At 60.4% G+C, this 25,778-nt stretch carries 21 protein-coding genes and 2 tRNA genes; 11 read left to right on the top strand and 12 right to left on the bottom strand.

Annotated features, from left to right (window positions below):
* Positions 1–60: 60 nt before the first annotated feature.
* Entirely contained in the window at positions 61–1,290 is a 1,230-nt protein-coding gene (locus RUI03_RS05265; RefSeq protein WP_317289240.1) for a tyrosine-type recombinase/integrase, read from the bottom strand.
* A gap of 201 nt (positions 1,291–1,491) precedes the next feature.
* Positions 1,492–1,565, bottom strand: a tRNA-Gly gene (locus RUI03_RS05260).
* A 56-nt stretch (positions 1,566–1,621) separates the two neighbouring features.
* Between RUI03_RS05260 and RUI03_RS05255 the strand changes: the two genes are divergently transcribed.
* From RUI03_RS05255 to RUI03_RS05245, 3 genes are read left to right on the top strand one after another with little or no spacing between them, the layout of a single operon-like run.
* A complete protein-coding gene (locus RUI03_RS05255; protein ID WP_317289239.1) occupies positions 1,622–2,863 on the top strand; it encodes an efflux RND transporter periplasmic adaptor subunit in 1,242 nt (413 codons plus the stop codon).
* Complete coding sequence (locus RUI03_RS05250) at positions 2,860–5,988, top strand: efflux RND transporter permease subunit (protein ID WP_317289238.1); 3,129 nt, start codon at positions 2,860–2,862, stop codon at positions 5,986–5,988. Before RUI03_RS05255 ends, RUI03_RS05250 begins: the two co-directional genes overlap by 4 nt.
* Positions 5,985–7,331, top strand: a complete 1,347-nt coding sequence (locus tag RUI03_RS05245; RefSeq protein WP_317289237.1) for an efflux transporter outer membrane subunit — start codon at positions 5,985–5,987, stop codon at positions 7,329–7,331. Before RUI03_RS05250 ends, RUI03_RS05245 begins: the two co-directional genes overlap by 4 nt.
* On the opposite strand, the gene RUI03_RS05240 is transcribed toward RUI03_RS05245, so the two are convergent.
* From RUI03_RS05240 to RUI03_RS05230, 3 genes are all read right to left on the bottom strand, one after another.
* The gene (locus RUI03_RS05240; protein WP_317289236.1) at positions 7,317–8,447 is read right to left on the bottom strand and encodes a histidine kinase dimerization/phosphoacceptor domain -containing protein; all 1,131 of its coding nucleotides are present in this window, start codon (positions 8,445–8,447) and stop codon (positions 7,317–7,319) included. The genes RUI03_RS05245 and RUI03_RS05240 overlap by 15 nt on opposite strands.
* Positions 8,448–8,595: 148 nt before the next feature.
* Positions 8,596–8,679: transfer RNA gene (locus RUI03_RS05235), tRNA-Tyr, on the bottom strand.
* A 116-nt stretch (positions 8,680–8,795) separates the two neighbouring features.
* Positions 8,796–9,437 carry a DUF6151 family protein gene (locus tag RUI03_RS05230; RefSeq protein ID WP_317289235.1) on the bottom strand — a complete coding sequence of 214 codons (642 nt, stop codon included), beginning with the start codon at positions 9,435–9,437 and terminating at the stop codon, positions 8,796–8,798.
* 101 nt (positions 9,438–9,538) lie between these two features.
* Here RUI03_RS05230 and rlmB point away from each other — a divergent pair, with 101 nt between their 5' ends.
* Both rlmB and RUI03_RS05220 read left to right on the top strand, forming a co-directional pair.
* Entirely contained in the window at positions 9,539–10,291 is a 753-nt protein-coding gene (gene rlmB / locus RUI03_RS05225) for a 23S rRNA (guanosine(2251)-2'-O)-methyltransferase RlmB (RefSeq protein ID WP_317289234.1), read from the top strand.
* 110 nt (positions 10,292–10,401) lie between these two features.
* Positions 10,402–10,806 (top strand): hypothetical protein, encoded by a 405-nt coding sequence (locus RUI03_RS05220; RefSeq protein WP_317289233.1) that lies wholly within the window; start codon positions 10,402–10,404, stop codon positions 10,804–10,806.
* 59 nt (positions 10,807–10,865) lie between these two features.
* Here the strand turns inward: RUI03_RS05220 and ndk are convergent, their stop codons facing one another.
* The 5 genes from ndk to RUI03_RS05195 form a co-directional block, all read right to left on the bottom strand.
* Entirely contained in the window at positions 10,866–11,288 is a 423-nt protein-coding gene (gene ndk / locus RUI03_RS05215; protein WP_317289232.1) for a nucleoside-diphosphate kinase, read from the bottom strand.
* A gap of 112 nt (positions 11,289–11,400) precedes the next feature.
* Positions 11,401–11,940, bottom strand: a complete 540-nt coding sequence (locus RUI03_RS05210) for a VPLPA-CTERM sorting domain-containing protein (protein WP_317289231.1) — start codon at positions 11,938–11,940, stop codon at positions 11,401–11,403.
* A gap of 1,166 nt (positions 11,941–13,106) precedes the next feature.
* On the bottom strand, positions 13,107–13,640 hold the full coding sequence (locus RUI03_RS05205) for a DUF6265 family protein (protein ID WP_317289230.1): 534 nt from the start codon (positions 13,638–13,640) through the stop codon (positions 13,107–13,109).
* 4 nt (positions 13,641–13,644) lie between these two features.
* Positions 13,645–14,655, bottom strand: a complete 1,011-nt coding sequence (locus RUI03_RS05200; protein ID WP_317289229.1) for a WD40 repeat domain-containing protein — start codon at positions 14,653–14,655, stop codon at positions 13,645–13,647.
* 18 nt (positions 14,656–14,673) lie between these two features.
* Positions 14,674–17,142 (bottom strand): glycoside hydrolase family 9 protein, encoded by a 2,469-nt coding sequence (locus RUI03_RS05195; RefSeq protein WP_317289228.1) that lies wholly within the window; start codon positions 17,140–17,142, stop codon positions 14,674–14,676.
* 91 nt (positions 17,143–17,233) lie between these two features.
* Here RUI03_RS05195 and RUI03_RS05190 point away from each other — a divergent pair, with 91 nt between their 5' ends.
* A complete protein-coding gene (locus tag RUI03_RS05190) occupies positions 17,234–18,604 on the top strand; it encodes a M28 family peptidase (RefSeq protein WP_317289227.1) in 1,371 nt (456 codons plus the stop codon).
* A 120-nt stretch (positions 18,605–18,724) separates the two neighbouring features.
* The gene (locus RUI03_RS05185; protein ID WP_317289226.1) at positions 18,725–19,261 is read left to right on the top strand and encodes a hypothetical protein; all 537 of its coding nucleotides are present in this window, start codon (positions 18,725–18,727) and stop codon (positions 19,259–19,261) included.
* 264 nt (positions 19,262–19,525) lie between these two features.
* On the opposite strand, the gene RUI03_RS05180 is transcribed toward RUI03_RS05185, so the two are convergent.
* On the bottom strand, positions 19,526–20,302 hold the full coding sequence (locus RUI03_RS05180; RefSeq protein WP_317289225.1) for a hypothetical protein: 777 nt from the start codon (positions 20,300–20,302) through the stop codon (positions 19,526–19,528).
* A 241-nt stretch (positions 20,303–20,543) separates the two neighbouring features.
* Here RUI03_RS05180 and RUI03_RS05175 point away from each other — a divergent pair, with 241 nt between their 5' ends.
* The 3 genes from RUI03_RS05175 (at position 20,544) to RUI03_RS05165 (ending at position 23,331) form a co-directional block, all read left to right on the top strand.
* Positions 20,544–20,942 (top strand): hypothetical protein, encoded by a 399-nt coding sequence (locus RUI03_RS05175; RefSeq protein WP_317289224.1) that lies wholly within the window; start codon positions 20,544–20,546, stop codon positions 20,940–20,942.
* Between the two features lie 116 nt (positions 20,943–21,058).
* Positions 21,059–22,957 (top strand): ABC-F family ATP-binding cassette domain-containing protein, encoded by a 1,899-nt coding sequence (locus tag RUI03_RS05170; RefSeq protein WP_317289223.1) that lies wholly within the window; start codon positions 21,059–21,061, stop codon positions 22,955–22,957.
* Positions 22,958–23,067: 110 nt separating this feature from the next.
* Positions 23,068–23,331: a hypothetical protein gene (locus RUI03_RS05165; RefSeq protein ID WP_317289222.1), complete on the top strand. Its 264-nt coding sequence runs from the start codon at positions 23,068–23,070 to the stop codon at positions 23,329–23,331.
* 74 nt (positions 23,332–23,405) lie between these two features.
* Here the strand turns inward: RUI03_RS05165 and RUI03_RS05160 are convergent, their stop codons facing one another.
* A complete protein-coding gene (locus tag RUI03_RS05160) occupies positions 23,406–24,269 on the bottom strand; it encodes a DUF2799 domain-containing protein (protein ID WP_317289221.1) in 864 nt (287 codons plus the stop codon).
* 178 nt (positions 24,270–24,447) lie between these two features.
* On the opposite strand from RUI03_RS05160, the gene RUI03_RS05155 reads away from it, so the two are divergent.
* Complete coding sequence (locus tag RUI03_RS05155) at positions 24,448–25,770, top strand: cytochrome P450 (protein ID WP_317289220.1); 1,323 nt, start codon at positions 24,448–24,450, stop codon at positions 25,768–25,770.
* Positions 25,771–25,778: the final 8 nt, after the last annotated feature.

The raw sequence follows: 25,778 nt of genomic DNA, 5'->3' as shown, positions 1-25,778 counted from the left end.
ATCACCACAATTCTTCGATCGTTTGCGGATCATAGACGAGTTGCGGTTTCTTCAGACCGATCACCGCTTCCCCGCCTTGATCGGCACAACCTCCGCGCCCTTGCGAAGCTGGTCGAGGTGGTCACTCCACCATTGCGCCATGGCTACGCGCTCCTTCCAGTGGGCTCCGCGATGATAGGCGGCGCGGATTCTGTCGCTGTCGCCATGGGCCAGGGCGCGCTCGATCGCGTCGGGGTGCCACTTGCCGCTTTCGTTCAACAGGGTAGAGGCCATGGCCCTAAAGCCATGGGCGGTCATTTCATCTGTTGAGTAGCCGAGGCGGCGCAGGCCTGCGTTGATCGTGTTGTCGCTCATCGGGCGCTTGCGGGAGCGGATCGAAGGGAAAACATAGCCGTCGGGACCGGTCAGGGCATGGAGGTCTTCCAGGATCGCAATCGACTGGCGTGAGAGCGGGACGAGGTGATCCTTGCGCATCTTGGTCTTGCCCGCCGCTATGGTCCACAGCGCCCCTTCGAAATCGAATTCGCTCCATTCGGCATGGCGCAGCTCGCCGGGGCGGACGAAAACATGCGGGGCCAATTGCATCGCCAGCTTGGTGATCGGCTGGCCTTCATAGCCGTCGATGGCGCGCAGCAGCGCGCCCACACGCGCGGGGTCAATAATCGCGCCGTAGTGGGTGACGGTGGGCGCGGTCAGCGCGCCGCGCAGGTCGCGCGTGGGGTCCGAAGCGAGGCGGGCGGTAGCGACCGCATAGCGGAACACCGCGCCGGCAAGCTGCAGGGTGCGGCGGGCGCTTTCCAGCTGGCCTTTGCGCTCGATCTTGCGGACGGCAATCAACACGTCGGCAGGTTCTATATCGGTGATGGGAAGCTTGCCGATCGATCCCTTGAGCAGCGACAGCAGGTATTCGCTGCGTGTGGCCGTGCTGACAGCCCAGGCCTTCTGGCCATCGCGCCGCCGCTTCTGGCAGAACTCAGCGGCAATAGCGTCAAAAGTTGTCTCGGCCTGAATGCGCGAACGCACCTTCTCGCGCTGCTTCTCGCGGCCGGGATCCTTGCCAGCGGCTACCAACTCGCGGGCGGCATCACGCCTGCGCCGCGCCTCCGCGAGACCGACCTGAGGGTAGATGCCGATCGCCAGCTTCTTCTCCTTGCCGTCGATGCGGTATTTGACCCGCCACAGCTTTCCGCCCGAGGGCTGCACCAGCAGGAACAGGCCCAGAGTGTCGCCTACCTTATAAGGCTTTTCGCGCGGTTTGGCATTCCGGATTGCAACATCTGTCAGCGGCATGGCCCTCGGTCCTTTCCCAGCTCGTGGCCCCCACGTGGGGGCCAGTCCAATTGCCCGAAATGCCCTGGCCCCGCGATGTGGCCCCCAAGGGCCCCGGATGCAGCGGGAAGAATAGGGACATTCTCGGACGATCGAGGGCACAAATCCCTCGGATTTCCAAGGGTTTTATAGACTTTCTGGGGCTGTTTGGGAAGGGAGGGCTGGAGCGGGTAGCGGGAATCGAACCCGCGTATTCAGCTTGGAAGGCTGCTGCACTACCATTGTGCTATACCCGCTTGAGGGGCGCTGATAGCAGCAACCCCGGCGGGTTGAAAGGCCAAATGGGCGCAAAATGACGTCAAGCCGCGGTCTACACGGCGATGGCGATGCGCCGATAGAAGAAATGCCCTGCGACGAATTCTCGCGCCTGCGCTCATACCGTTTCAACGTTGTGGCGCTAAATCACCAGATCATGAAGCACTCCGCCCGCCTCCTCCTCCGCGTCCGGTGCGCGCTGTCCTGCGCAGCGCTGCTCAGCCTTGTGGCTTGCGGGAGCGAGACATCGTCCGGCGGCGAGCCAGCGGAGGCGCCTGCAACCCCTGTCATTGCGATGCCGGTCACCCTGAAAGCTGATAATCAGCGCATCGAGGCGGTCGGGACAGCTCGTGCCATGCATTATGCCCGCATCTTCCCCGAAGATGGTGGGATTGTCGACGCCGTCAACTTCAAGACCGGAGACTGGGTCGATGAGGGCGATGTGCTGATCGAGCTCGAGAAGGATCAGGAGGAGCTGGCCGTTCGACGCGCGGAAATTGCCGTACGCGATGCCCAACAGCTGCTCGACCGGTATCAGCGGATCGACGTGGAAGGCGCCATTTCAGACAGCCAGATTGACGAGGCACGCACAGCGCTGGACGGGGCGAGGATTGACCTCGACCTTGCGCGCGTGGTGCTGGCCGAACGCCAGGTCGCGGCGCCTTTTGGCGGGTATGTGGGCCTCACCACACTTGACCCTGGCGCGCGGGTTTCACCGGACACCCTTATCACAGAATTGAACGACCGGTCTGTTCTTTACGTCGACTTCTCCGTTCCGGAAGAAGCCTTCGGCAAGATCAACCCGGGCGATACCCTTGCCATGTCGCCCTTCTCTGCGCCCACCCAGAGCTATCAGGCGGAAATCGTCGGGATTGACCCCAGCATCGTTGCAGAAACACGCGGCTTCACGGTCAGAGCGCAGATCGACAATGGCGAAGACCGCCTTCGTCCCGGCATGAGCTTCAGCGTGGCCATCAACCTCCCCGGCGAGCGTTACCCCGTTGTGCCCGAAGCTGCGATCGTGTGGGGCGGCGATGGCGCCTATCTCTGGGCCGTCAGGGACGGCACGGCGGTGCGTACGCCGGTGACGATCGTGTCCCGCGTCAAGGGCGAGGTGCTGGTACGGGCCGACCTGCAGCAGGGCGACCTGATCGTTGCCGAGGGCGTGCAGAAGGTCCGTGAAGGATCGGCCGTTGATGCTCGCCGCAATGGGCCTGCCCCTCGCGGCGAGAACACGGTCGGCGCAGGGCCGGCGAGCATCGGCGCGGGCGGTCAATGACGTCGGCGGAGAAGCAGCCACCGCCGGACGCGCCGAGTGGCCTGCCCGCCCTGGCGGTCAAACGCCCTCTTCTTATTGGTGTCCTCAACCTTCTCATCGTGATCGCAGGGCTGGCCGCGCTGTTCGGCATTGAGATCCGCGAGCTCCCCGACGTTGATCGCCCGATCGTATCGGTACGCGCTTCCCTGCCCGGCGGTGCGCCGGAGACAATCGACGCCGAGGTGACCAGCGTGCTGGAAGGGGCGGTCGCCAGAGTGTCAGGTGTCCGCGAAATCCAGTCATCCAGCGAAGAAAATTCCGGCCGGATCCGTATCGAATTTGAGCCGGGTACGGATCTCAACAGTGCATCGTCCGATGTTCGCGAGGCGGTCAGCCGGGTCAGCCGGCAGCTACCCGACCGTGTCGAGGACATCTCCGTCACCAAGGCGGATGATGATGCCAACCCGGTCGTGACGCTGGCCATCGTCTCTGACAGCCTGTCACTCGAAGAACTTACCCGGGTCATCGACACGGATATCGCGCCCGAGATACTCTCCATCAATGGCGTTGCGGCCGTTCAGGAATTTGGCACCCGGCAACGTCAGATGCGTGTGGTGATCGATCCCCTGCGCCTGTCGCGCTTTGGACTGACAATTTCCGATGTGGCGGATGCCCTTCGCGAGGCGCCATTTGATGTCCCCGTTGGGTCCTTTCGCTCCGATGATCAGGAGTTGATCGTTCGGGCTGAAGCCACAGCCGCGACGCCCGAACTCATCAAGAACGTCAATATCAACGGCACGACCAAGATCGGGGATATCGCCGAGGCGGTTATGGGCCCCGCCGATGCCACAAACCTTCTTCGCCTCAATGGCGAGCCGGTCATCGGCCTCGGCATCGTGCGGCAGGCGCAGTCCAACACCATCCAGATATCGAACGCCGTGGCCCGCAAGGTCGAACAGCTTGATCGTCGCCTCGCGGACGTCGATATCCAGGTGCAATCGGACGACGCCGTTTTCATCCGAACCTCTGTACAGGAAGTGCTGACCAGTCTCCTGTTCACCGTCGGCATTGTCGTCCTGACGATCTGGGTTTTTCTGGGATCGGTCCGCGCGACGCTTATCCCGGCCGTGGCCATCCCGGTGGCGCTGATCGGGACCGCCGCCGGCATCTGGATACTGGGATTTTCCCTCAACCTCATCACGCTCCTTGGGCTGGTGCTGGCGACGGGTCTTGTCGTCGATGATGCCATTGTTGTGGTCGAAAACATCCAGCGGCGCCAGAGCCAGGGTCTGGGTGCACGGGCTGCCGCGGCGCTCGGCGCGCAGCAGGTCTTCTTCGCTGTTGTCGCGACGACTGCCGTCCTTGTAGCGGTCTTTGTACCGATCTCATTCCTGCCATCCACCACGGGACGGCTGTTCCGGGAATTCGGTTTCGTTCTCGCCTTCTCAGTCATCATCTCCTCGTTTGTGGCGCTGTCGCTCGGTCCTGCGCTGGCGGCCCGCTTCACGTTTGTCTCGCGCGAGAAAACCAGTGCAGCGTCCACGCGTCTGGAACGGGTGGGCAACAGGCTGAGCACGCTCTACACCAACACGCTGAAAAGCTGCCTCAACCACGGCCTGGTGGCTGCCGGCATCTGCATCGCCGCGGCATTAGGCGCACTCGCCCTCTACTTCGTTGTCGCCAAGGAGCTGGTGCCGTCGGAAGACAGAGCGCGGATTGAAGTCTTCGCAACGGGTCCCGACGGCGTCGGCCTGTCCTATATGGAACGGCAGGCTGATCAGATCGAAGCTATTCTTCAGCCCTACCGGGACAGTGGTGAGATCGTCTCCGTTTATACCGTCGTCGGACGATATGACCCCAACCGGATCGGCATCACCGCAAACCTTGCGCCATGGGGTGAGCGCGACCGCAGTCAGCAGGACATCATCAGCGAGCTGCAGCCGCAGATGAACACGATCCCCGGGTCCCGCATTTCGGTGTTCGGACGCGGCAGCCTGAGCGGTGGCGGTGGCCGTAGCGGCCTTGAAGTGGCCCTGACTGGCGCGGACTATACCGCTATCTACGAGGCCAGTCTCGCCCTTAGCGAGGCCATCGATACGCGATCGGACATTCTGTCGAACGCTGAGATTTCCTACCAGCCGACCCAACCCCAATTATCGATCCAGATCGACAGACGTCGGGCGACCGACCTCGATGTCTCACTGGACGAACTCGCACTGACTTTGCGCACCATGGTGGGCGGAGAAGATCTCGTCGACCTGAACGTCCGCGACCAGTCGATTCCGATCATTCTGGAATCAGAAACAAGCGCGATTGAAAGCCCCTCAGACCTTCAGAACCTCTATGTCCGCTCACGGGGCGGCTCGCTTGTTCCCGTCTCGAGCCTCACAACCATTGTGGAGGAAGGCGTCGCAGCGGAACTGGACCGCGTGGCGCAACGGCGCGCCATTGAGGTCAACATGGACCTCGCCCCCGGCACCCCCCTGTCCGAGGGGGTCGAAGAGATCAATCGCCTGGCGGAAGAAACCCTGCCCGACGGCATTTCAATGCTCCTTCGCGGTGAAGCCGCCACGCTTGAAGAAAGCTCCCGCGACCTTCTGATCACCTATGGCTTCGCTCTCGTCATCGTCTTCCTCGTCCTCGTGGCCCAGTTTGAAAGCCTGACCAGTCCGGTCGTCATCATGCTGAGCGTACCCTTTGGTCTGGCGGCCGCTGTCTATGCCCTGGCGCTGACGGGCGTATCCTTGAACATCTTCTCGCAGATCGGGATGATCCTGCTCATCGGTCTGATGGCCAAGAACGGGATCCTCCTCGTCGAGTTTGCCGACCAGTTGCGCAGCGATGGCCGGAGCGTCCGCGATGCCGTTCTGGAAGCAGCAACCATCCGCGCTCGCCCTATTCTGATGACAGTCATCTCCACTGCCTTCGGTGCCATCCCGCTTATCATTTCGAGCGGTGCTGGTGCAGAAGCCCGCGCCTCTATCGGCTGGGTGGTCTTTGGCGGCCTGTCGCTCGCTGCCCTCTTCACCCTGTTTCTGACCCCCATCATCTATCTGGCCATTGCCCGGTTCGGCGGCGTGCGCAGCAGTGACGCTGACGCGCTGGACGACGAGTTGCGCGGCGCCCAGGAGCAGCCGGCGGAATGATGACGGCACGTACATCATCCGGCATCGCCGTGGCACTGGTCGCTTTGTCCGCCTGCGCGGTAGGACCAACGCCAAAGGCGCCGGACCTTGCCGCGCCTGATCGCTACCATACTGACCTGACGCTCGATCAGGATAACGGCGTCGCGGCAGACGTTTGGTGGACCGGGTTTCAGGATGAAAAGCTCACCGCACTGGTCGAGGCAGCCCTTGAGCGCAATCTCGATATCGTCGCTGCGCAAGCGGCCGTTGACGCCGCCGCCGCGAGACAGCGTGCAGCCCGGGGGCGGTTCCTGCCCCTGATTGATGGTCGGTCAACCGCCAGCGAGGGTGATGGAGAGTCATCCATCGATGCGGCGCTGAACCTTTCCTATGAGATCGATCTTTTCGGCGGCTTGCGCCGCGCCCTGACTGCCGCGTCGGCGGATCTTGATACACGCCGCGCCCTGGAAGCGGACGAGCGCCGCCTGGTGGCCGCCGCGGTGGCCAGCCAGTATATCGAACTTCGTCGTGCCGGTGCCCGGCTGGCCCTGCTCGACAACTCACTGTCACTGCAGCGCCGCACGCTGGAAATCGTTCAGGCGCGGTTTGACAGCGGGCTGTCCGCGGCGCTGGACGTGGATCGGGCGGCAGCGGACCTTGCCCGGGGACAGGCCCAGCGCGGGCTTCTGGACGCCAATCGGCAGAACGCGGCCATCACCCTGTCCGTTCTGACTGGCGAGGCTCCCGGCGGCGAGGATTATGGCACGCCTACGGATGATATCATTCCCGCCTATAGCGGCGAACTTGATGTAGGGGCACCGGCAGACCTGTTGCGTCAGCGCCCCGATGTTCGCGCCGCAGAGTTGAGTTTGGTGCGGGAATTGGCACAGATCGGTGTGGCCGAAGCGGAACTCTGGCCGCAACTTTCACTGTCCGGCGCGGTGGGCCTGGCGGATATTGGACGCGCTGCAGAAGAGACGGTGGAGAGCCTTGCCGCCCTCCTCGATATCCCGCTGTTTTCCGGCGGTCGTCGCCGGGCCAATGTCGACGAACAGCGCGCGGTGGCCGCTGGGGCGCTTGCGAATTATGAGGCCGCGCTTCTCTTTGCGCTGCAGGACGTGGAAAGCGCCCTCGTCCAGATCAACGCCCTGCACGACCGGCGCGAGCGTCTCATGGTTGCCGAGCAAAGAAGCCAGTCCGCATACGAACAATTGGACGCGCTTTACCGCGAGGGGCTGGCCAGCTTCATCGACGTGCTGGACGCCCAGCGGACACTGATTTCAACACGGGAGTCGGTCGTTGAGAACGAAGCCGCTTTAGCCAACGCCATCATCGCGTTGCGCGCCGCGTTAGGTGTGCGCTGAATATTCTGTCACGTCGACAGGCGGTGCCACCGCAATAACCGGCAGACTGGCCTGCAGACGAAAACCGTCACCGAATGGCGCCTGCGAGACCGTGCCGCCCAACTTCCACACCGAGGCCGTCATCAAACGATAGCCAATACCCGCCGGCGTGCTGTCCGAATGCTGCGCTTCCGGTACGTTGTTGCTGAAGGCCAGGTTGAGCGTGCTGCCGTCAATTGTGATGTTGTAGGACAGCTTGGCCTCAAGCGCGTTTCCCATTCCATGCTTGACCGTGTTGGCCGCGAATTCGTTCGCAATCAACCCAATGGTATTGGCAAGATCGGCCGGGATCGAGCAGGAGTCCGCGTGCGCCTCTATGGACACGTTGCTGGGCAATGTTGCCTGTAACTTTGTCACAAGATCAGTGAAATAGGCTCGCAAATCGAGCGTCTTTCCCTCACCCGTCGAATACAACGCTTTGTGCACAGACGATATTGCATCGAGATGACGTTTGACGTTATCGAACGCGGTGGCAGGATCGCCCGTCGCGAGCGCCTCGCGCTTGTACAGGCTGATAGCACTGGACACCGAGGCAAGACTGTTCTTCACGCGATGGTCAATTTCATCTCTCAGGACCTGCTGCGCTGCGAGAACACGCCTGAAATCGAGCTCCCTCATCACCCGTCTTGCCAGAACCTTGAGGGATTTGATCTGAGAGTCGGTGAGGCGCTTCGGAACGGTATCAAGCACACATAAGGTGCCGATCGGCAACCCATTGTCAGCGGTCAGGAGCGCCCCCGCATAAAATCGAAGACCGTTGACAGGCGTACACAGATTATTGTCCAGCGTACGCGGGTCCATCTGTGTGTCTTCAATCATCGTGAAATCCTGTTCCAGGATGACATGCGAACAGATTGACGTTTCAAGAGGCGTTTCGCGTGCGTTCAGGCCAACCTCAGCCTTGAACCATTGGCGCTCGGCATCGATAAAGTTGATAACAGAAATGGGTGTGCCGCATATCTCGGAGGCCAGCGCCACAATGTCATCGAAATCCGACTCTCTCGGGGTGTCGAGAATGCCGTAGCTATGCAATGTGGCTAGCCGATCCGCCTGCCGAGGGTGATGTCTAGCTTTCATAATGCCGAACTCGTACCAACTTTACCCAGAAATGACTATATGCGCAGCGTTTATGAACTGTGAGCACAATATTGCCGGAACGAGCGCGTAATTTCATTCTGTCGGCGAAAGAAACCCCGTCAGACGTGGAAGCAGATGATACAGAGAATGGTGGAGGGGGCTGGATTCGAACCAGCGTAGCCGAGGCGCCAGATTTACAGTCTGGTGGTATTAACCACTCACCCACCCCTCCACATGCCGTTGAGGCGAGCGAGCCGTATAGGCGGGCCCTTGGCGGACTGCAACCGCCCTCAGCCATTTTTTCGCGCAAAATTACCCCTCATCGTGAACGTACCCTGGCAGGATCGGCTAGAGCCGGTCAGCGTCGACCTTTTCCCGCAGGGCGACCCGCTCGGCCTCGCTCAAAACCGTCGGTTCGCTGATGGGCGCGCCCGAGTCGGCGTCAAAGAACGGGTGCTTTCGCGCCGCGCCCGTCAACAAGGCCGGGATCATGATTCGCGCCAGCTGCAGGGCGATGGCCAGGAACCCTTCATGCTTGCGTCCGGGAACAGCCCTGTCCCCCTTGGCCCCATGGACGAAGCCGTAGCCGCGGAACGGGCCAAGCGCCGCGTCGACCCGCCCCTCATCCTCCCCATTGGTCATGAACGGCGCGATGAGCCCGATGAAGGGGAGCTTGGCCGATGCGGCGGTATTCGCAATGGGCGTGCGGCAACAGCTGGCATACCAACGCATCAGGCCGCTCTCTGACATGCGCATGCCAGCAACTTTGTCCGTCCCGGCGCGAAAGGTCAGCCGGCCCGCCGAGATCTGGGCAATGTCGGTGCCGCCCTGCTCGTCCAGCACATCGGTGTTGCGGCCAAGGAAATGGGCGAAGGCCTGGCAGTCCTTGCAATAACATTTGACGTGGTTGCAGGTCGCGGGCCGCAAATCGCCGACCACCGCGGTCACCAACCCGCAATCGCACTGCACCCGATAGTGATCGTCCGTCATGTCCGTCGCCCCGATTTCCTGCTGGCCCATGCGATGAAGATATGATCGTGCCGTGTTTCGAGGCGCTTTGACAGCGCCTGTTTTGCGACTAGAGAGCCGCCATGGCTCCTCCCTTCAAGAACGACCGCAAACCCGACCCGAACGCGCCCCACTGGCTTTACGGCAGACATGCCGTTCTGGCCGCGCTGAACAATCCAAAACGCCACCAGCACAAGCTGATGGCGACCAAGAATGCCCTCGACTGGCTGGCGGAAAACGGCCGGGAGATCCCTATCGAGCCAACCAAGCCGGATGTCATCGACCGGGAACTGCACCCCGGCGCAGTGCATCAGGGCATTGCCATCAAGGTCAATCCTCTCCCCGATCTGCGGCTTGAGGATATCTGTGATGCGGCAAAACCCGGGCCGGTGCTGATCCTTGACCAGATCACGGACCCGCAGAATATCGGCGCCCTGTTCCGCATTGGGGCCGCGTTTGGCGCGCAGGCCATCATCGCCATGGACCGGCGGACCCCGCCCCTGTCCGGGGCACTCGCCAAGGCGGCGGTGGGGACGGTGGAGACCCTGCCCTTTATCCGTGTGGTGAACATCGCTCGCAGCATTGATGCACTGAAAGAGATGGGATTTCACACGGTCGGCATGGCCGGGGAAGCAGCCACCGACCTGCCCGATTTTCGCACTGACCGGCCGGTGGCATTGGTCATGGGAGCGGAAGGCGCGGGCCTGCGCCAGCTGGTGTCAGAGACCTGCGAGAGCCATCTGCGCATCCCCATGGCGGCGGGCGTCGAAAGCCTGAACGTCGCCACAGCCGCGGGCATCGCCCTTTACGGAATTGCGCACCCGGCCGCCGGGTAAACCACTCAAGGGCTGCCAGCGAAGATTCGCCGTGCGAGAACAAGTCTCCGGACGACAACGTCATCGGTATCTATTTTCGACTTTTGTTATCGCAGAAAGAGAGTGAAAAAATGAAAATTATTCTCTATATTTTCCTGATACTCGTGGCAGCGTATTCTTTCCTAAACTACAAACGCGGCCTCTATACTCTATCCGTTTACAACATCACAGATGATCCGGCGACCATATATGCGTCAATCGATACCCAACAGATCAAAGAAAAGACTATTGATCCGGGCGAATTTCGCAGATTTAGATTTCATGTAAAAAGAGATGGAACTCTACATATTTCAGATAGCGGTTCCAATGATTTTAAACAGATTTCTTATGTAAGCCCGACCTTCGACTTGAAGGACAAGTTTTATTACTGCGGCTCGAACCATTTTTCTTTCGATGAATGTGGGCGCGCAACAGATCTGTTTACGTCCGCTGTTGAAATGAAATTCGGAACCGACGCTTCAGTCACTGAAGACTGATAAAAAAGCCCGCCGCGAGGTGCGACGGGCCTTCAATCCTCAAATCACGGAAGCGTGACTTAGCCAACGATTTCGTCGTCGGAGAAGAAGAACTTGATTTCTTCGGCAGCCGTCTCTGGCGCATCTGAACCGTGCACGGAGTTTTCACCGATTGATTCAGCATAGTCCGCGCGGATGGTACCGGCAGCGGCCTCGGCCGGGTTGGTCGCGCCCATGATCTCACGGTTGCGGGCCACGGCATTCTCACCTTCGAGAACCTGAACGACCACAGGGCCGGACATCATGAAGTCGACCAGTTCGCCGAAGAACGGGCGCTCTTTATGGACGGCGTAGAAGCCCTCCGCCTGCTCACGGCTCATGTGGATACGCTTGGAGGCGACGACGCGCAGGCCACCGTCTTCGAGCTTGGAGATCACCTTGCCGGTGATGTTGCGACGCGTCGCGTCAGGTTTGATGATGGAGAACGTGCGTTCGAGTGCCATGGGACTGGCCTTTCATTGTCGGAAAAATTCGGTGGCGGCCAATACCAATGTGCGCCCGCAAGGGCAAGCCTTCGCGGACGCACATCAAGAATGCCAGAGTTGGCGGGTCGCCTTACGACTTCAGCTTGCGACGGGCCGCGACGAGACCGCCCAGCGCGGGCACAAACAGCAATGCTGCGGCAGGGACCGGCACGGGATCAGTGACGATCGGGCTGGTCGACACGAACCCCTCAGTCACGAATTCATACGGGCCGTTGATACCGTTGCATACCTCAGAGCAGCGACCGAGAAGCGAGAAGCCGGCCGGGTAAGCGACCATGGAGATCGTGCCGCCAGCATTGGTCATCATCTCCTCCAGGCTGAAGATGGCCTCTCGCGTCTCACCCTCGACGACCGGGCCACCGGTCAGAAAAATGAGGCGCGACGCATTGCCCAGTAGGAACCTATTGATGTCCGTAAAAGCCGTGCCGTCGCTGATCTGAATATTGATGTTCGTAAAAGACCTCAGGTCAGCATCAAAAACGTAAGTGCCGGAGGCCGTGGTACCTGTATTATAGGTCGCTGACAGGTTCCAGGTGACAGGCGCAGCAAAAGCCGGCGTGGCACAAGCGATCAGTCCGGCCATGGCCGTGAGAAGTGATTTCAGTTTCATTGGTAGTCCCCCTACGCGGCCGTGCCGCGCCTCTTTAGCTGTGAATCATCGCGAAGCATCGCACGGAATTTTCAAGCCGACAAGTATGAGTGAAACATAAATGAGCAGGAGCGGCGCACGCAAAAGGCCCGCCCCAGAGTGCATTACAAGGAAATAGGGGTCCCGCGTGCCGCGTTGCGACGCGAAAGGGTTTATTGTTTTGGAGCGTCACACGAGCCGGTCCCACCCGGTCCGCAGGCACGCGGGCCTGTCACCTCGCATCCCCGGCCTATAAAGCTCACGGGGAGAGCACCGTCCGTCCCAGCCCATCAGGGCCCGAACCACCGGCGCCGGACATGTTGCAGCCCGACCACCGGCAACCGGTCACAGGACAGCGAGCCGATGGGCGACGGTACCTGTCGGACCCCTTCCCGCAGTTGGCCGCACTATAGGGCGGGTGCGGGGGCGCGGGGATAAGTTGGGTGGCTTTAAAAAAAATACAGCAGTGTTTTATCGAAAGGTCGCATCGACGACAGAACATTTTCAAATTATATTTGGTTGATTAGAAAGTTGCTGGGTTAAGATAATGGCGAAATGGGGTCTTCACGCTTCACCCTCACTCGAACCGTTTGTCCGTGGGATCGGAATTTTGTGCAAAGTTTGGGGTGAGCTAGAGGAGGAAATCTGTCTACATCTTTGCGATCTATCAAAGATGCCTCAACAGCAGACGTCGTATCTCATTGTAAGGTGCTTCAATTTTCGAGATCAGCTCCAAGCGTTGCGCGTGGCAGCGACAACAAACTTTGACCATAAGGAACTAGTCGATCCATATATCTCCACGTTAAATTACATTGATAATGTACTCCGACCACGGAGAAACAGGTATGTGCACAACAATTACTTCTCAGGTATGGACGATGAAACTCCTGAGGCCATGGATACACGAGTAAGAGTTTTTAAGCCTCAATCTTTTTCGGACTTTAAAGCTGACTTGGGTGGTCTCGAGTGTTTGAAAATCGAAGATCTCGATAGTACCGTATTGGACATCCAATCTCATAAGAGGTACCTAAACTCAATAATAAGCTATGTAGGTCATCCAGATCGATCACCACTCAATTGCTTGGCTGCGAGACCAACAAGAACATTCTAAGCGTCAGACATCGCATTCAACAAGCGCAGTAGAGAATCTACTCCCCCACCCGCACATACCGCACGGACTGTTCGTACTCTTCGCCCATCTGGTTCTTGGCGATGAAGGTCACGACCATCGCGTCCGGTCCGTCGGGGGCGAAGGTCATGCCGTCAAAATAGAGGGTGCCGCCCTCCTTCGCCACGAGGGGGCGGTCCACGAACCGCTCCCGATCCTGCAGGGCGATCATATCCGTCGTGAACTGGCGCGCGCGATAGGTGAGTGAGCCGTCGGCCATGATGAAGCTTGCCATCTCATAGACCTGCACCGCCTCATCGGTCATGATACGGACAAAGCCCGGCATCTGCCCCCGCGCCGGGGACAGGATGTGATGTTCGACCACCATGTCGAACACCTCCCCCCGCCATTCCCCTTCCAAAAAGGCCACGTCATCAAGGCTGGCGGGCGGGGAGAAAAAAACGTCGGGCGCGAAGCGCACCTTTGCCGGGCCGGTAGTCGCAGGCTGTGCCATGACCGGCAATGGCATCGCGAGCATTGCCCCCGCCAGCAAAAGCCTCAGTGTGCGCCCCATCTTCTCAGTTCCCTTCATAGAGCGGCGACAGGTCGATCACCGCCAGTTCATTGGCCCAGCTGCCCGCTATCAGCTTCGCGCCCCGCCCGTCAAAGTCGAGGCCCGCCACACGGTCGCCGAAATGCTGGCGCGCGATCGGCTGGCCGTCCGAAAGCCGCCACAGACCGGCATAGCCATCGCCCTTACGACCGCCACCGACGGCAATATACTGCCCGTCCGGGCTGATCACCATCGAGCGGAGGCCGTCGCCTGCCTGAAAATGCGCGATCAGCCTTTGCCCCGGTACATCCCACAGGATGATGCGCCCGGTATAGGCGCCTAGCGCCAGCGTATCGCCATCGGGGGCGAACGCCGCGAAGGTGAAGGTGGCGCGCTCGAACTTGATCTCGGCCAGGGTCTCCCGCCCCTCAACTGTCAGCAGGCGGGCTGCCCCGGCTTTCTTTCCTGCCGCATCATCGTCATAGGCGATGACCATCAGTGTACTGCCCGAGGAGAACGCCATGCCCTTGGGGTCCGGCAGGCCGGAGTCCCACAGGACCGTGCCGTCGCCTGATGTCAGCTGGGCCTGCCGATCCACATTGTGGAGGCGGTAACGCCCGTCCGGGCTGATCACCGCCCGTGGGTCGGTTGGCGGCAGGGTGGAGACCGGCTCGAGACTGCCCAAGGCGTAGCGCCTTCCCTCTTTCTTCTTGTTACCGGTCAGGTCGATAGTCTGACCATCATCGCTGACGTGGATGTTCGTCATGGTACAGAAGTCGCAAGCCTCGACCCGGTTGATGAGGGCCAGTCTGTCGGTGTCGACGATGAGGACTTCACGGTTCAGCGCCACCGCGGCCTTTGCCGTGCCGGGGATGACGGCGAGGCTGTTCACCGCGTCGGGCAGGCCAACCCGCTGCATGGAGAGCGTATGAAGGGGTTCCGCTACTGCCGTGTCCAGCGTAACAGGTACATGGTAGACCGGCGGGGTCATGAGCATGACCGCCGCCAGTCCTATTGTCAGTACAGACCCCATCATCCTCTCTCCCGCTTCCGCCTATTTCTTCGCCGCCAGCGCGTCCGCCGCCAGCGCCAGGAACATGTAATGCGTGGCCCCGCCGCCCATGACATATTCCGTCTGCTGCCAGAAGAACGGCCATTCCTTCAGTTCAGGCAGGTCGGGCCGGATAAGTGCCGTGCCCGAAATCACCCCGCCAGGGATGAAGGACCAGTCCGCGCGGTTGGTGCCATAGGCCACCAGCGCCGATTCCGAGCCAACGCCGGACGCAAACGACATGGTGTTCTCCCCCGGATGAACACCGAGGATGAAGTTGAGCGCGTCGAGATAGAATTTCTCGTCCACCATTTCCGGCCACGCCTTGGTCATGAAATAGTGCTCAACCCCGAAGCGCTGGATGTCCCAGCCCGCGCCCCAGATGTTCGGGCGATAGGGCACGCCATAGGGGGTTTCCTGTGCCCGCTCGGCCAGGGTACCCTGGTGATCCTTTACTGCTTCGATAATCGCGGTACGGAAGGCTTCGTCTTCGATCCTGTCCCAGACCAGTGCCAGCTGCCAGTCGACCTGATCGAAATTGGCCGTGATCTCATCCTGCAGACCGATAAGACGGGCCATCAGCTCCGCATCCTCGGTCGAGTTGATCAGCTCCGCCAGCGCAAAGACGCGGGCGCCGAGATTATCGGTCTCGCCATAGGCCTTGTCGAAAATGTCCCGCGCTGCGGCGAGGGTTTCAGCGGCCAGTTCGTCATTATAACCGCGCATAACACGGGCGGCGGCGGCAAGGCCAGCGGCCGTGTTCAGCTCCCGCACCGGGTTGACCTCGGTGAAGACCCAGCGGTCATCAGGAACGCCGGAGCGCCAGCCATCGCGCTCACCCTCTTTCAGCGAAGCGTCATAATTGAGCCCGTCAGTCTGAACGGATGCCTCCCCCAGCAGCGTGTACTGACGAAGGGTCGGCACGATGATACCGCGATAGAGACGACCAAGGGAGCGGTAGCCGCCCATGACGGTGAGGAGGCCGTGCTCCACCTGCTGCAGGGCGTCATTCTTGCCGTCGGCCTCATGGATCTCGACCAGTTGTTTGGTCTGGTCGATCAGCGTGGCGTCGTGGTCGAGGCCGAACTCCTCCACCATTTTCGCCAGCAGCCAGGTGGTGCCGATCTGGCTTTCCACGCGCAGGTCATAATCACCTGCATCGTGCCAGCCGCCGGCATTCAGTCCGGGGACGTTCTCGCCGGGCTTGTACTTAGTCAAGGTCTCCGGCCCCTGCACATAGCCGTCGAAATGGTTGAGGTCGATCGGCGCCATGCGCGCATCGTCCCGGTGGTCATGGCCGTGCCAGACGCGATATTTCTCGTTCACGCGCATGTGACACATCTGGGCGGGGAGGTAGTATTCCAGCGTCGGCTGCCACGCGCCGCGGGCGTAGACGTCATCGCTGATCTCAAACGCGTGGGTCATCCGGTCGCCATAGGCGATCTGGTACATTCCCGGCTGGGTCACGTCAGAGAAGTCATAGGTCAGGTAGGTGTAGCGCAGGAAATCGCCCCACTCCTCGGGCTTGCCGCGGCGCACCATCTCGGGCCCGTTCGTCCCCACACGGTAGAGCGTCACCCGCTCCCGCCGCGTGTCACGGGGATCGGTTTCGATAATGGCGCGCTTTTCCTGATGGGTGCTGTAGCCCAGCTGGGAGACCTGGACCACGGGCTCATACCGCCAGTCCTTCTCCACATTCGGCGTGATGGTGATGGTCACGGCGTTTCTTGTCGCGCCCGCCGGGATCGGTGTGCGGACGATATACCAGCCATTATTGTGATTAAGGCGGCCATCCCACAGCTCAAGATCCGCGCCATTGGCCGACAGGGTCATACGGCGAAGATCCTCCTCCGGCGCAATGGTCAGGGTCTTGCCCACCGCCATGGGTTCGGCCAGCGGACCGCCATAGGCCTCCTTCAACGGGCCATTGGGCTGCACCGCGAACTGTCCCACCTGTCCGTCCATATTGTAGCTGAGGCCGAACAGCTCACCGGGGAACAGCTCGAAATTGAAACCGGCGCGGCCGACCCATTCAGCGGGCAGCGGCTCATCAAGGTCGATGGAGACAATGACGCTGTTCCCCTGCCCCGGCGTGACGCGCACGTCATAAGTGAGGTTCAGATCCGGGTACTCGATCGGGTTGAAGCCCGTGCGGTTCTTGCTCTCATCCGGGTAGGCCATGCGCTGGGTGATGGTCTGGGTCTCGGTGTCCACCACTCGCGAAACCGCTTTCGGGACGGGTGACCACTGGCCCGGCGACACTTCGAGCCGCAAGTCGCCATTGGCCGCCACGCGCCGGCCGTGCTGGATCACCGTCACGCCGGTCTGGTGACCGTCGGGATAATAATCGGCAAAAACCGTCACGTTCAGCCCGGGCGCCGTGAACATCTCCTTGTCATCGAGGCTCAATTGAGCGTGCGCTCCGCCCGTCAGGGCAATGATCGCTGCGGTAAGGCTGAATTGGCGTTTCATGTCGTTCTCCCGGAGATTTTTGTGATTCTGTAGCTGCCTGCGGCGCTCTTGGCCATTGCCGGAGGGACAAAGCTTCGACATTCTGCCCTCCATGAAAACACTTCTGATGTCCGCCGCCGCCATCCTGCCCGCCCTTATGGTTTCCGCAACGGCTCAAGTGGCCCCGCCCGGTGAAGTGATGACGCTCTATGACATTGGGGATGCCCCAAGCGCCGAGCGGATCATGGCGGACATTGAAACCCTGGTGGGGTTCGGTACGCGGCACACCCTGTCTGAGACAGAAAGCGACACACGCGGCATTGGCGCGGCGCGGCGCTGGATCGAGGCGGAGTTCAAAGAGATCTCGGCCGATTGCGGCGGGTGCCTTGAGGTGATCCTCGTCTCGGACACCATTTCCGGTGAGACGCGCATTCCTGAGCCAACGGAAGTTGTGTCTGTGATTGCCATTCAGCGCGGGACGCTCGACCCCAATCGCATGGTCATGATGTCTGGCGACATCGACAGCCGGGTCAGTGACGCCCTCGACGGCACGTCCGACAGTCCGGGGGCGAATGATAATGCGTCCGGCATGGCAGGGGTGCTGGAGGCAGCACGCGTCCTCAGCCAGTACAAGTTTGATGGCACCATCGTCTATGCGGGCCTGTCCGGTGAAGAACAGGGCCTGTTCGGCGGCAAGATCGTGGCCGACTATGCACTGGAGAACGGTTGGCAGATCAAGGGTGTGCTGAACAATGACATGATCTCCAATATTGAAGGGATCGACGGGGTCGTAGACAATTCGGTCGCGCGTGTTTTCTCAGAAGGCACCCGCGCCAATGAGACCGAGCAGGAGGCCCGCGCGCGGCGTTTTACCGGCGGTGAGGTTGACAGCCCATCGCGTAATCTGGCCCGCTATATCGACCGGATGGCGGATCAGTATCTGACCAACCTTGATGTGATGATGGTCTATCGCCTCGACCGGTTTGCCCGGGGCGGCCACCACCGCCCGTTCAACGCAGTGGGCATCCCCGGCGTGCGGATCATGGAAACCCATGAGCATTATGACCGTCAGCACCAGGACCTTCGTACCGAAGACGGGGTCGTCTATGGCGATACGCTGGACGGGGTGAACGCGCCCTATGCCGCCAAGCTGACCGCGCTGAACGCCGTCACCATGGCGGGGATGGCGGGGGCACCGCCCTTCCCGGACAATGTCGAAGCCTCAGGCGCGGTAGAGGCGTCAGCCACGCTGAAATGGGAGCATGGCGGGGACGCCAAGGCGCGCCGTAATCTGGCCGGGTACAGAGTATACTGGCGCGAAACGACCGCCCCTCAATGGACCCATTCGCGCTTTGTCGGCAATGTCACGGAATATGAGTTCACCAATCTGGTGATCGACAATTATTTCTTCGGCGTGTCCGCCGTCGCCAAGGATGGCAGCGAGACGCCGGTGGTGTTTCCGGGCGCTGCGGGACGGTTTTAGGATCCGGCCCCATAACACTATTGAGTAAACCGAGAGCAGAGCGGCAATTTCTCGCCGAATCGCGAAATTCCGCGCGGCTAACTTGGCGTGCTAAATTTACTGGGCTGAAGGATACCGAAGATGCAACGAACGCCATCGGCAGCTGCAGCCGTCAAAATTCCACCGTCGTGCCTTTCGGGATTCGATTGTACGGCGCTTCCATTGGCAGGAAACGGCCTCGACCTGGCAGTTGATTTTGCACTCACATGTCGGTCCTGCAACGCCTTCGCATTCCTAATTTTTGGCTTTCCGATTGTGGCGCCCGATCCGTCGCCATATTACGCAGTTGAGCCTGGCCAGACTTTTTTCCGGCCGCCGCATAAGCTCAGGTGCTCGTCCTGCGGCGCTGAGGCCGCTCTCTTCGATGTTAGAAAGGATGGGTATGATGGCGTTCTAAACGGCGGTGCTTCGTACGAAAGCGGAACAGACGGGGAAGAGCCAATTGCGGGGCAGTTCAAGGTGACCGTGGCAGTTTTCTTCAATGTTGAATTTGACGAACTCTCAGAGCTTGCTGCGGAGGCGAATGTCAGTATCTCAAACCTCTTTGACTGTATTACAATCAAAGGAACACCGGTTAACGGCGGCGAAGACGTCGAGCTTTCATATGAGTGCGCCTAGGGTCTCCTTTGGGCCAATATCGGCGCTTGGGAAACAGCGCAACCGATGTCTCATGGCTCCTGAGTGGAGCTTGGTATGTCCGATCACTTGTTTTGGTTGACGAAAAAATCAGTTCGCCCGCTTGTATCCGCTATGATCGACGGACTGATGTCTTACTCTTCGCGGTATGCCTAGGCACCGACCGTCAGCTATTGGTTTACGTCCGAAGACTAGCAGAAAGGGGTGGTGAGCGGCCCTCTCCCCCGATGACCGCTCACCGTCTTGTCAGGCGATTTTCCGTTTTGCGCGGCGGAGTCCAAGGGCACCCGCAAGTGGCGCAATGAACAGCCACAACGCTGCGGGAACGGGAACCGCATCGCCTGAAAGACTGGAGAACTGAATCGAGTCGAACCCGATATTCGAGTCGGGGAAGCTGGCATTCCCGTCACTCTCTGTAATGACGATCCGAGCAATGTTCGTGCTCATATCGTCTGAGACAATGCCGAAGAAGACATTGTCCGCCGGCGCACCGCCGCCGAGCCCGCTGCCTGGGACATTCTCGAAATAAATCCGTGTGCCCTCGGCATTGAATGCGCGAATGGAAACGAATGGCGCAAGGTCATAGGACTGGAACAGGATATCGATGGCAAAAGCTGAGACCGCCTCTGCAAACGTGATCTCAAGACTGTCCCGTTCGGCCAGCGCGCTGCCCGGCACGAGTTCAATGCCACCCGGAGACAGAATCATCGATCCGCTCGTCGCCAGCAGGCTGTTGATCCCTGCCGTATCCCCAGGGGTGAATGTGTCATCGGCATCGACAACATCAAGCGTATTCCCATCGGGGCTGGTCAGTGTGACGCCTTTCAGGACCAGGCCAGCGATATTCGTGCCGGATGTGATGTCGTCGAAGTTGATATTGTCCAGATCTTCACCGACCGATGCCGCCTCAAATCCCGCGCTGTCGTTGAAAAATGTCATGACGCCAGCCTGAGCGCTGCTCAGCCCTGCCGTCCCCAGTATCATGGTGCTGGCCAAGAGGGCCGCGCGTTTCAGGTGTTTCATCTCGCTTCTCCGTTACTGGCCCCTCTCAAAAGCTGATGCGGGGCCTGCGGGGCGCCCGGGACCCTCTCCCAGTCATTCTTCCCCTATGAAGACTCTGCGGGAGCCAAGCGGAAATCCGGTCAGGTCTTAAAAGATTATTTACCGGAGGATTTGCCGGGGCGGATGCAAGAGCAGCCGTTTGGCAGGCCAAAAGGCGCGGATCACCCTTGATTTGCCGATAAACGATACATACCTCATCGATATGGAACGACCAACACACTCCCCAGAAGTCGTCGTTGACGACGAAAAACCGATCCTCATTTATGTTCTGTATCTCGTCGCGCTGGTGACTGCGGTACCGTTCTTCCTCGGGGTCATCCTCGCTTACGTGTTCAAGAGCCGCGCACCGGCCTGGGCCCGCAGTCATTATGAACACCAGATCAGCCTGTTCTGGCGGTTCTTGCTGGGCAACATCGTGCTGGGCATATTGTTTGCCATCGCTATGCCGCTGTCGTTCATCCTGATCGGCATTCCGCTCATGGCTGTAGCCGGCATCGCATGGGTCTATCTGTGGATCTGGATGCTGTTCCGATGCCTGAAGGGCATCCAGTCCGCCCGTCTTGACGAGGATTATCGAGGCAACTGGGGCTGGCGGATCTGACCCCACATTTTGTTGAATTTACCCCGGCTGGCCCTCGCCATGCCGGGTTTTTTTGTATCAACGCGCCACGATGAGATGATTGTCCGTCATTCGCCCTGCTGCTAGGCGCCAGCGCTATGCTGCATATCAACGACCTCACCTATCGCATTGAAGGGCGAATGCTCTTTGACCAGGCCACCGCCATGATTTCCGATGGCTGGAAGGTCGGGTTCACGGGCAAGAACGGGACGGGCAAATCCACCCTGTTCCGCCTGCTGCGGGATGAGATTTCCCCCGATGACGGATCGATTTCGCTGCGCCAAGGTCGCCGCATTGGCTGGGTCGCGCAGGAGGCACCGGGAACGAATGAGAGCCTGCTCGACACCGTCCTGAAATTCGATACCGAGCGTGAGGCGCTCATGGCGCGGGCCGAGACCGAGCAGGACGCCCATGAGATCGCGCGCATTCATACACGACTGGCGGATATCGAGGCGCACTCCGCCGAAGCGCGGGCGGCGTCGGTCTTGGCGGGTCTTGGCTTTGACCAGAGGGCGCAGGCGCGCCCTTGCGCGGATTTTTCCGGGGGCTGGAGGATGCGTGTGGCGCTGGCCGGCGTTTTGTTCTCCGAACCGGACCTGCTGCTGCTCGACGAGCCGACCAACTATCTCGACCTTGAAGGCGCGGTGTGGCTGGAAAGCTATCTGAAGAAATATCCCTATAGCGCGATCATCATCAGCCACGACCGCGAGCTGCTCAATCGCTCCGTCACCCATATCCTTGCGCTGGAGCACGGCAAGCTGACGATCGAGGCCGGCACCTATGATCAGTATGCGGTGCGACGGGCTGAGCGCGCCCGTCTGGCTGAGGCGCAGGCGACAAAGATCGAAACCCAGCGCGCCCATATGCAGGCCTTCGTTGATCGGTTCCGCGCCAAGGCGTCCAAGGCGCGCCAGGCCCAGAGCCGCCTGAAGGCGTTGGAGAAGCTCGGGTCTGTCGATCTGCCCATTGCAGAGCGGACCACGCCGTTTGTCTTCCCGGACCCCCGTCCCGCCATGGCACCGCCTATCGTTCGCCTCGCCGACGCGACACTGGGGTATGGAGACGATGTCGTTCTGCGCAATATCAGCCTGCGGATCGATGAGGATGACCGCATTGCCATTCTGGGCGCCAATGGTCAGGGCAAGTCAACACTCGTCAAGGCCATTGCCGGTCGGCTCGCGCCGCTATCGGGTAATGTCTACAAGCACAAGAAGCTGAAGATCGCCTATTTCGCGCAGCACCAGCTGGATGAACTGAACCCCAAGGGCACGCCCCTCACCCATGTGCGCGCCCTGATGGAAGACGCGACCGAGGCGCAGGTGCGGTCCAAGACCGCGGCGCTCGGCTTTGGACCGGAGAAAGCCGATATTGAGGTCAACAAACTGTCGGGCGGGGAGAAGGCGCGACTGCTCTTTGGACTGATCGCTTTTCACGGCCCCCACCTGATGATCCTCGACGAGCCAACGAACCACCTTGATATCGACAGCCGCGACGCGCTGATCCACGCCCTGAACGAATATGCGGGCGCGGTGATCCTGATCACCCACGATGCGCACATCGCCGAGGCCACAGCGGACCGGCTCTGGGAGGTCAATAACGGCACCGTGACCACCCTGACCGAAGACCTCGGCGACTATCGCGCGCGCATCCTTGCCGCCGCGAAGGGACAGAGCGCCGAGGACAAACCTGAAACAAAGCCGAAGGCCAATCAGGCTGATCTCCGCCGCGCCGCTGCCGACCGCCGCAAGGCGCTGCAGCCGCTCAAAAACGAGATCAAGAAGGCCGAGGACCAGATGGCAAAGCTGGAAAAGGAGCTCAGCCAGATCGACGAAGCCCTTGCCCAGCCAGGGCTTTTCGAAAACGACCTGCCCAAGGCGACAAAGCTTTCCCAGCGGCGGGCGCGCTGCGCCGAGGAGCATGAGGCGGCGGAGAATGCCTGGCTTGAGGCCAGTGAAGCCTATGAAGAGGCATTCGCAGCAGAAAATATCGATACTTAACGAAAAGTGGCAAAAAATATTTGATTTGCCCCGATCTTGCCACTGTTGCATCGCACAAGAAGAGCACCTATTCTTAATTTCGGTTCACAAACCACTGAGGGATGACACCAATGAATAAACTGCTGATCGCGGCTCTCGCCGCAGCACTCGCCCTGCCACTCGCCGCTTGCGGTGATGACGAGCCAGAAACGGTTGAAGAAGCCGTCGAGGACATGGGCGATGACATGGAAGACGCTGGCGATGCTCTGGAAGATGCCGGCGACGACATGATGGAATCGACCGAAGACGCAATGGAAGACATGGGCGACGAAGCCGAAGAAATGGCTGACGACATGGAAGACATGGCTGATGACGCCGAAGAGGAAATGGAATAACCATTTCTCAAGCGCCAGCTTGAAAGAAAACCCCGCCTTTCGGCGGGGTTTTTTATTGCCCGGTTATTACCGGCTCATTGCGCCGAATCAGGCTGCATGATGTCGGGGAAGTCCGTTTCCGGTTCAGCCTCGCCAGGCTCATCATTCAATTCTTCCCGCAGCTCGCGACGCATCTGTTCCTCGTTCCAGCTGTCATCATCCCAGTCCGATGACCATTCCTCATCATCCCCACCAACGGGCGGCGGCGTCGAGGCATCATCGTCATACCGGCTGCTCAGCATATCCTGCCGCAGCTGGTCCTGGGCCATGCCAGTCAGGTCGCTACGCAGAGTGTAGTAGGCATCCTCGGCGCGGTCATAATCGAACCGGGCCCGGGGCAGCAGCGAGCGGTAATAATAGAAGCTGTCGATCGCTCGATCGAGGCGGTTCCGCGCATAGCGCAGGTCGGCAAATATCTCACTGCGCTCTTCCTTGCTGCGGGCATCCCGCAACCGATAGCGCAAGCGGCGGATCTGTGACCGCAAACCCGAGATCGCCTGCCGCTCATAGCGGTAGCTGTCCTCAATCCTGTTCAGATTGGCGCGAGCATCGGCATAATCGCGGCCAACCCCGTAAGCGAGACGGGCAAGTCCGGCCTCAGCGGGGCACAGATTGATTTCACCGACCCGGCGATACCCGGCATCCAGCGCGCCTTCGGGGCTACAGAACACTTCCAGCCCCGACTGGCGGCCAGCCTCATAGGTGCGCTGGTCGAGGGCGATATCGAAGCGGCTGCATTCCTTGACCCGGTCCTGGACCTTACCGGCAGGCAGGCCATCGACCCCATCCTGATAGCCGATGGTGGACCAGTCCCCGATCTCGCAGTCTTCCTGGCTTAACCGGCTGGCGCAGGCCGTCAAAGAGACCCCTACCAGCGAAATCATCAAAGCCCGTCGCATAACATCGCTCCCCTGAACACCTGACCGTTCCCAACCGTCGCATCTGGCAATCGCCGTGGCAAGCGAAAGGCATGCGGGCTCGTCAAACGCGCTTCAACAGGTCTACCTTCGGCGCATGTCCGATACCGCTACCACGATACGCCCGCAGACTTATTCGCCTCTCCCCCCGACAGCGTCGATGTTTCGGCGCGCCACTGCGGCGCTGGCCAACCCCATCGCCCTTTACACGGAGGATCACTTTACCGAGGCCGTGGTGCCGGTGAAGATGGGCAAGCGCCTCTTCGCGCAGGTGATGGATCCGGCCATGGTGCAGACCCTGCTGCAGGGCGAGGGTCGCATTACCGGCCGCTCCTATATCGCGCAGCGAGTGATGCAGCCCGCCCTGCGCGATGGCCTCCTGACCGCTGAAGGAGAGATGTGGAAGGCGCAGCGCCGGGCCGCGAGCCCGGCCTTTCGGGCCAAGTGCCTTGCCGCGCTGATGGGGACATTCAACAGGGCGGCCCAGTCCTCACAGCAACGATTGACGGCGCAGGCCAACGACGTGGTCGACATTCAGGCGGAGATGACGCGCGCCTCGTTCGATATCATCGCCGATGTTCTCTGGGTTCGTCCGGGGGCGGATTACTCGTCTGATGCCATCGTCGATGACATCCAGACCTTCGTAACCTCCATCGGTCGTTTCACCTTAAGTGATCTGTTCCCGGTTTTTGACCGGCTGATCCCGCGCCAGTGGCTGGCCCCTGGTTATCATAAAGGCCTTGAAGCGGTGCATCGCCTGCGCGTTCTGGCCGCCCAGATCGTGGAGAGCCGAAAAGCCGAAGGCGCGGAAGACAATGACCTGATGGGCCTGATGATCAACGCGCGGGACCCAGAAACCGGTGATCCGCTCAGTCCGCAGGAGCTGGTCGACAACGCCCTGACCTTTGTTGGTGCAGGTCATGAGACGACGGCCAATGCGCTCAGCTGGACGCTGTCCCTGTTGGCCCAGAGCCCGCACATTCAGGACGCACTGGCCGACGAAGCCACGCAGGCCCTAGGCGGGCGCGCGCCGACCCATAATGATCTGGCGGCCCTGCCCCTGCATGACCGTGTTATCCGTGAAGCGCTGAGGCTCTATCCACCGGTGCCGATGATCGCCCGTGCCATTACTGGTGAGGTCGAGCTTGGCGGCACCATTTTCCGCCCCGGCGATCACGTGACCGTCGGCGTCTATCCGATGCAGCGTCATGAAAATCTGTGGGAGGATCCGCATCGCTTTGACCCGGACCGGTTCCTGCCCGAGCGGATGTCGACCTATCACAAATATCAATGGTTGCCCTTTGGCGGTGGCCCCCGTGTCTGCGTCGGCCAACGCTTTGCCATGATGTCGATGATGAGCGTGTTGTCGCACCTGACCCCGGTCATGCGCTTTGAGATGGTCGACGAGCGGGCCCCGGAGCCGCATCTTTCCTTGACCCTGCGCCCCAGGACGCCGCTGAGGCTGCGGGTGACGACGCGGTAAGACATGCG

It is taken from the genome of Parvularcula sp. LCG005 (assembly GCF_032930845.1).
Classification (GTDB): domain Bacteria; phylum Pseudomonadota; class Alphaproteobacteria; order Caulobacterales; family Parvularculaceae; genus Parvularcula.
The sequence above is the reverse complement of the archived record's forward strand: the minus strand, read 5'-3'. Positions and strand labels throughout refer to the sequence as shown.

What these genes read in the sequence shown, in the direction of transcription:
- RUI03_RS05265 (WP_317289240.1), bottom strand. Translation starts at nt 1,290, where the DNA reads ATGCCGCTGACAGATGTTGCAATCCGGAATGCCAAACCGCGCGAAAAG.
- RUI03_RS05255 (WP_317289239.1), top strand. Translation starts at nt 1,622, where the DNA reads ATGACGTCAAGCCGCGGTCTACACGGCGATGGCGATGCGCCGATAGAA.
- RUI03_RS05250 (WP_317289238.1), top strand. Translation starts at nt 2,860, where the DNA reads ATGACGTCGGCGGAGAAGCAGCCACCGCCGGACGCGCCGAGTGGCCTG.
- RUI03_RS05245 (WP_317289237.1), top strand. Translation starts at nt 5,985, where the DNA reads ATGATGACGGCACGTACATCATCCGGCATCGCCGTGGCACTGGTCGCT.
- RUI03_RS05240 (WP_317289236.1), bottom strand. Translation starts at nt 8,447, where the DNA reads ATGAAAGCTAGACATCACCCTCGGCAGGCGGATCGGCTAGCCACATTG.
- RUI03_RS05230 (WP_317289235.1), bottom strand. Translation starts at nt 9,437, where the DNA reads ATGACGGACGATCACTATCGGGTGCAGTGCGATTGCGGGTTGGTGACC.
- rlmB (WP_317289234.1), top strand. Translation starts at nt 9,539, where the DNA reads ATGGCTCCTCCCTTCAAGAACGACCGCAAACCCGACCCGAACGCGCCC.
- RUI03_RS05220 (WP_317289233.1), top strand. Translation starts at nt 10,402, where the DNA reads ATGAAAATTATTCTCTATATTTTCCTGATACTCGTGGCAGCGTATTCT.
- ndk (WP_317289232.1), bottom strand. Translation starts at nt 11,288, where the DNA reads ATGGCACTCGAACGCACGTTCTCCATCATCAAACCTGACGCGACGCGT.
- RUI03_RS05210 (WP_317289231.1), bottom strand. Translation starts at nt 11,940, where the DNA reads ATGAAACTGAAATCACTTCTCACGGCCATGGCCGGACTGATCGCTTGT.
- RUI03_RS05205 (WP_317289230.1), bottom strand. Translation starts at nt 13,640, where the DNA reads ATGGGGCGCACACTGAGGCTTTTGCTGGCGGGGGCAATGCTCGCGATG.
- RUI03_RS05200 (WP_317289229.1), bottom strand. Translation starts at nt 14,655, where the DNA reads ATGATGGGGTCTGTACTGACAATAGGACTGGCGGCGGTCATGCTCATG.
- RUI03_RS05195 (WP_317289228.1), bottom strand. Translation starts at nt 17,142, where the DNA reads ATGAAACGCCAATTCAGCCTTACCGCAGCGATCATTGCCCTGACGGGC.
- RUI03_RS05190 (WP_317289227.1), top strand. Translation starts at nt 17,234, where the DNA reads ATGAAAACACTTCTGATGTCCGCCGCCGCCATCCTGCCCGCCCTTATG.
- RUI03_RS05185 (WP_317289226.1), top strand. Translation starts at nt 18,725, where the DNA reads ATGCAACGAACGCCATCGGCAGCTGCAGCCGTCAAAATTCCACCGTCG.
- RUI03_RS05180 (WP_317289225.1), bottom strand. Translation starts at nt 20,302, where the DNA reads ATGAAACACCTGAAACGCGCGGCCCTCTTGGCCAGCACCATGATACTG.
- RUI03_RS05175 (WP_317289224.1), top strand. Translation starts at nt 20,544, where the DNA reads ATGGAACGACCAACACACTCCCCAGAAGTCGTCGTTGACGACGAAAAA.
- RUI03_RS05170 (WP_317289223.1), top strand. Translation starts at nt 21,059, where the DNA reads ATGCTGCATATCAACGACCTCACCTATCGCATTGAAGGGCGAATGCTC.
- RUI03_RS05165 (WP_317289222.1), top strand. Translation starts at nt 23,068, where the DNA reads ATGAATAAACTGCTGATCGCGGCTCTCGCCGCAGCACTCGCCCTGCCA.
- RUI03_RS05160 (WP_317289221.1), bottom strand. Translation starts at nt 24,269, where the DNA reads ATGCGACGGGCTTTGATGATTTCGCTGGTAGGGGTCTCTTTGACGGCC.
- RUI03_RS05155 (WP_317289220.1), top strand. Translation starts at nt 24,448, where the DNA reads ATGTTTCGGCGCGCCACTGCGGCGCTGGCCAACCCCATCGCCCTTTAC.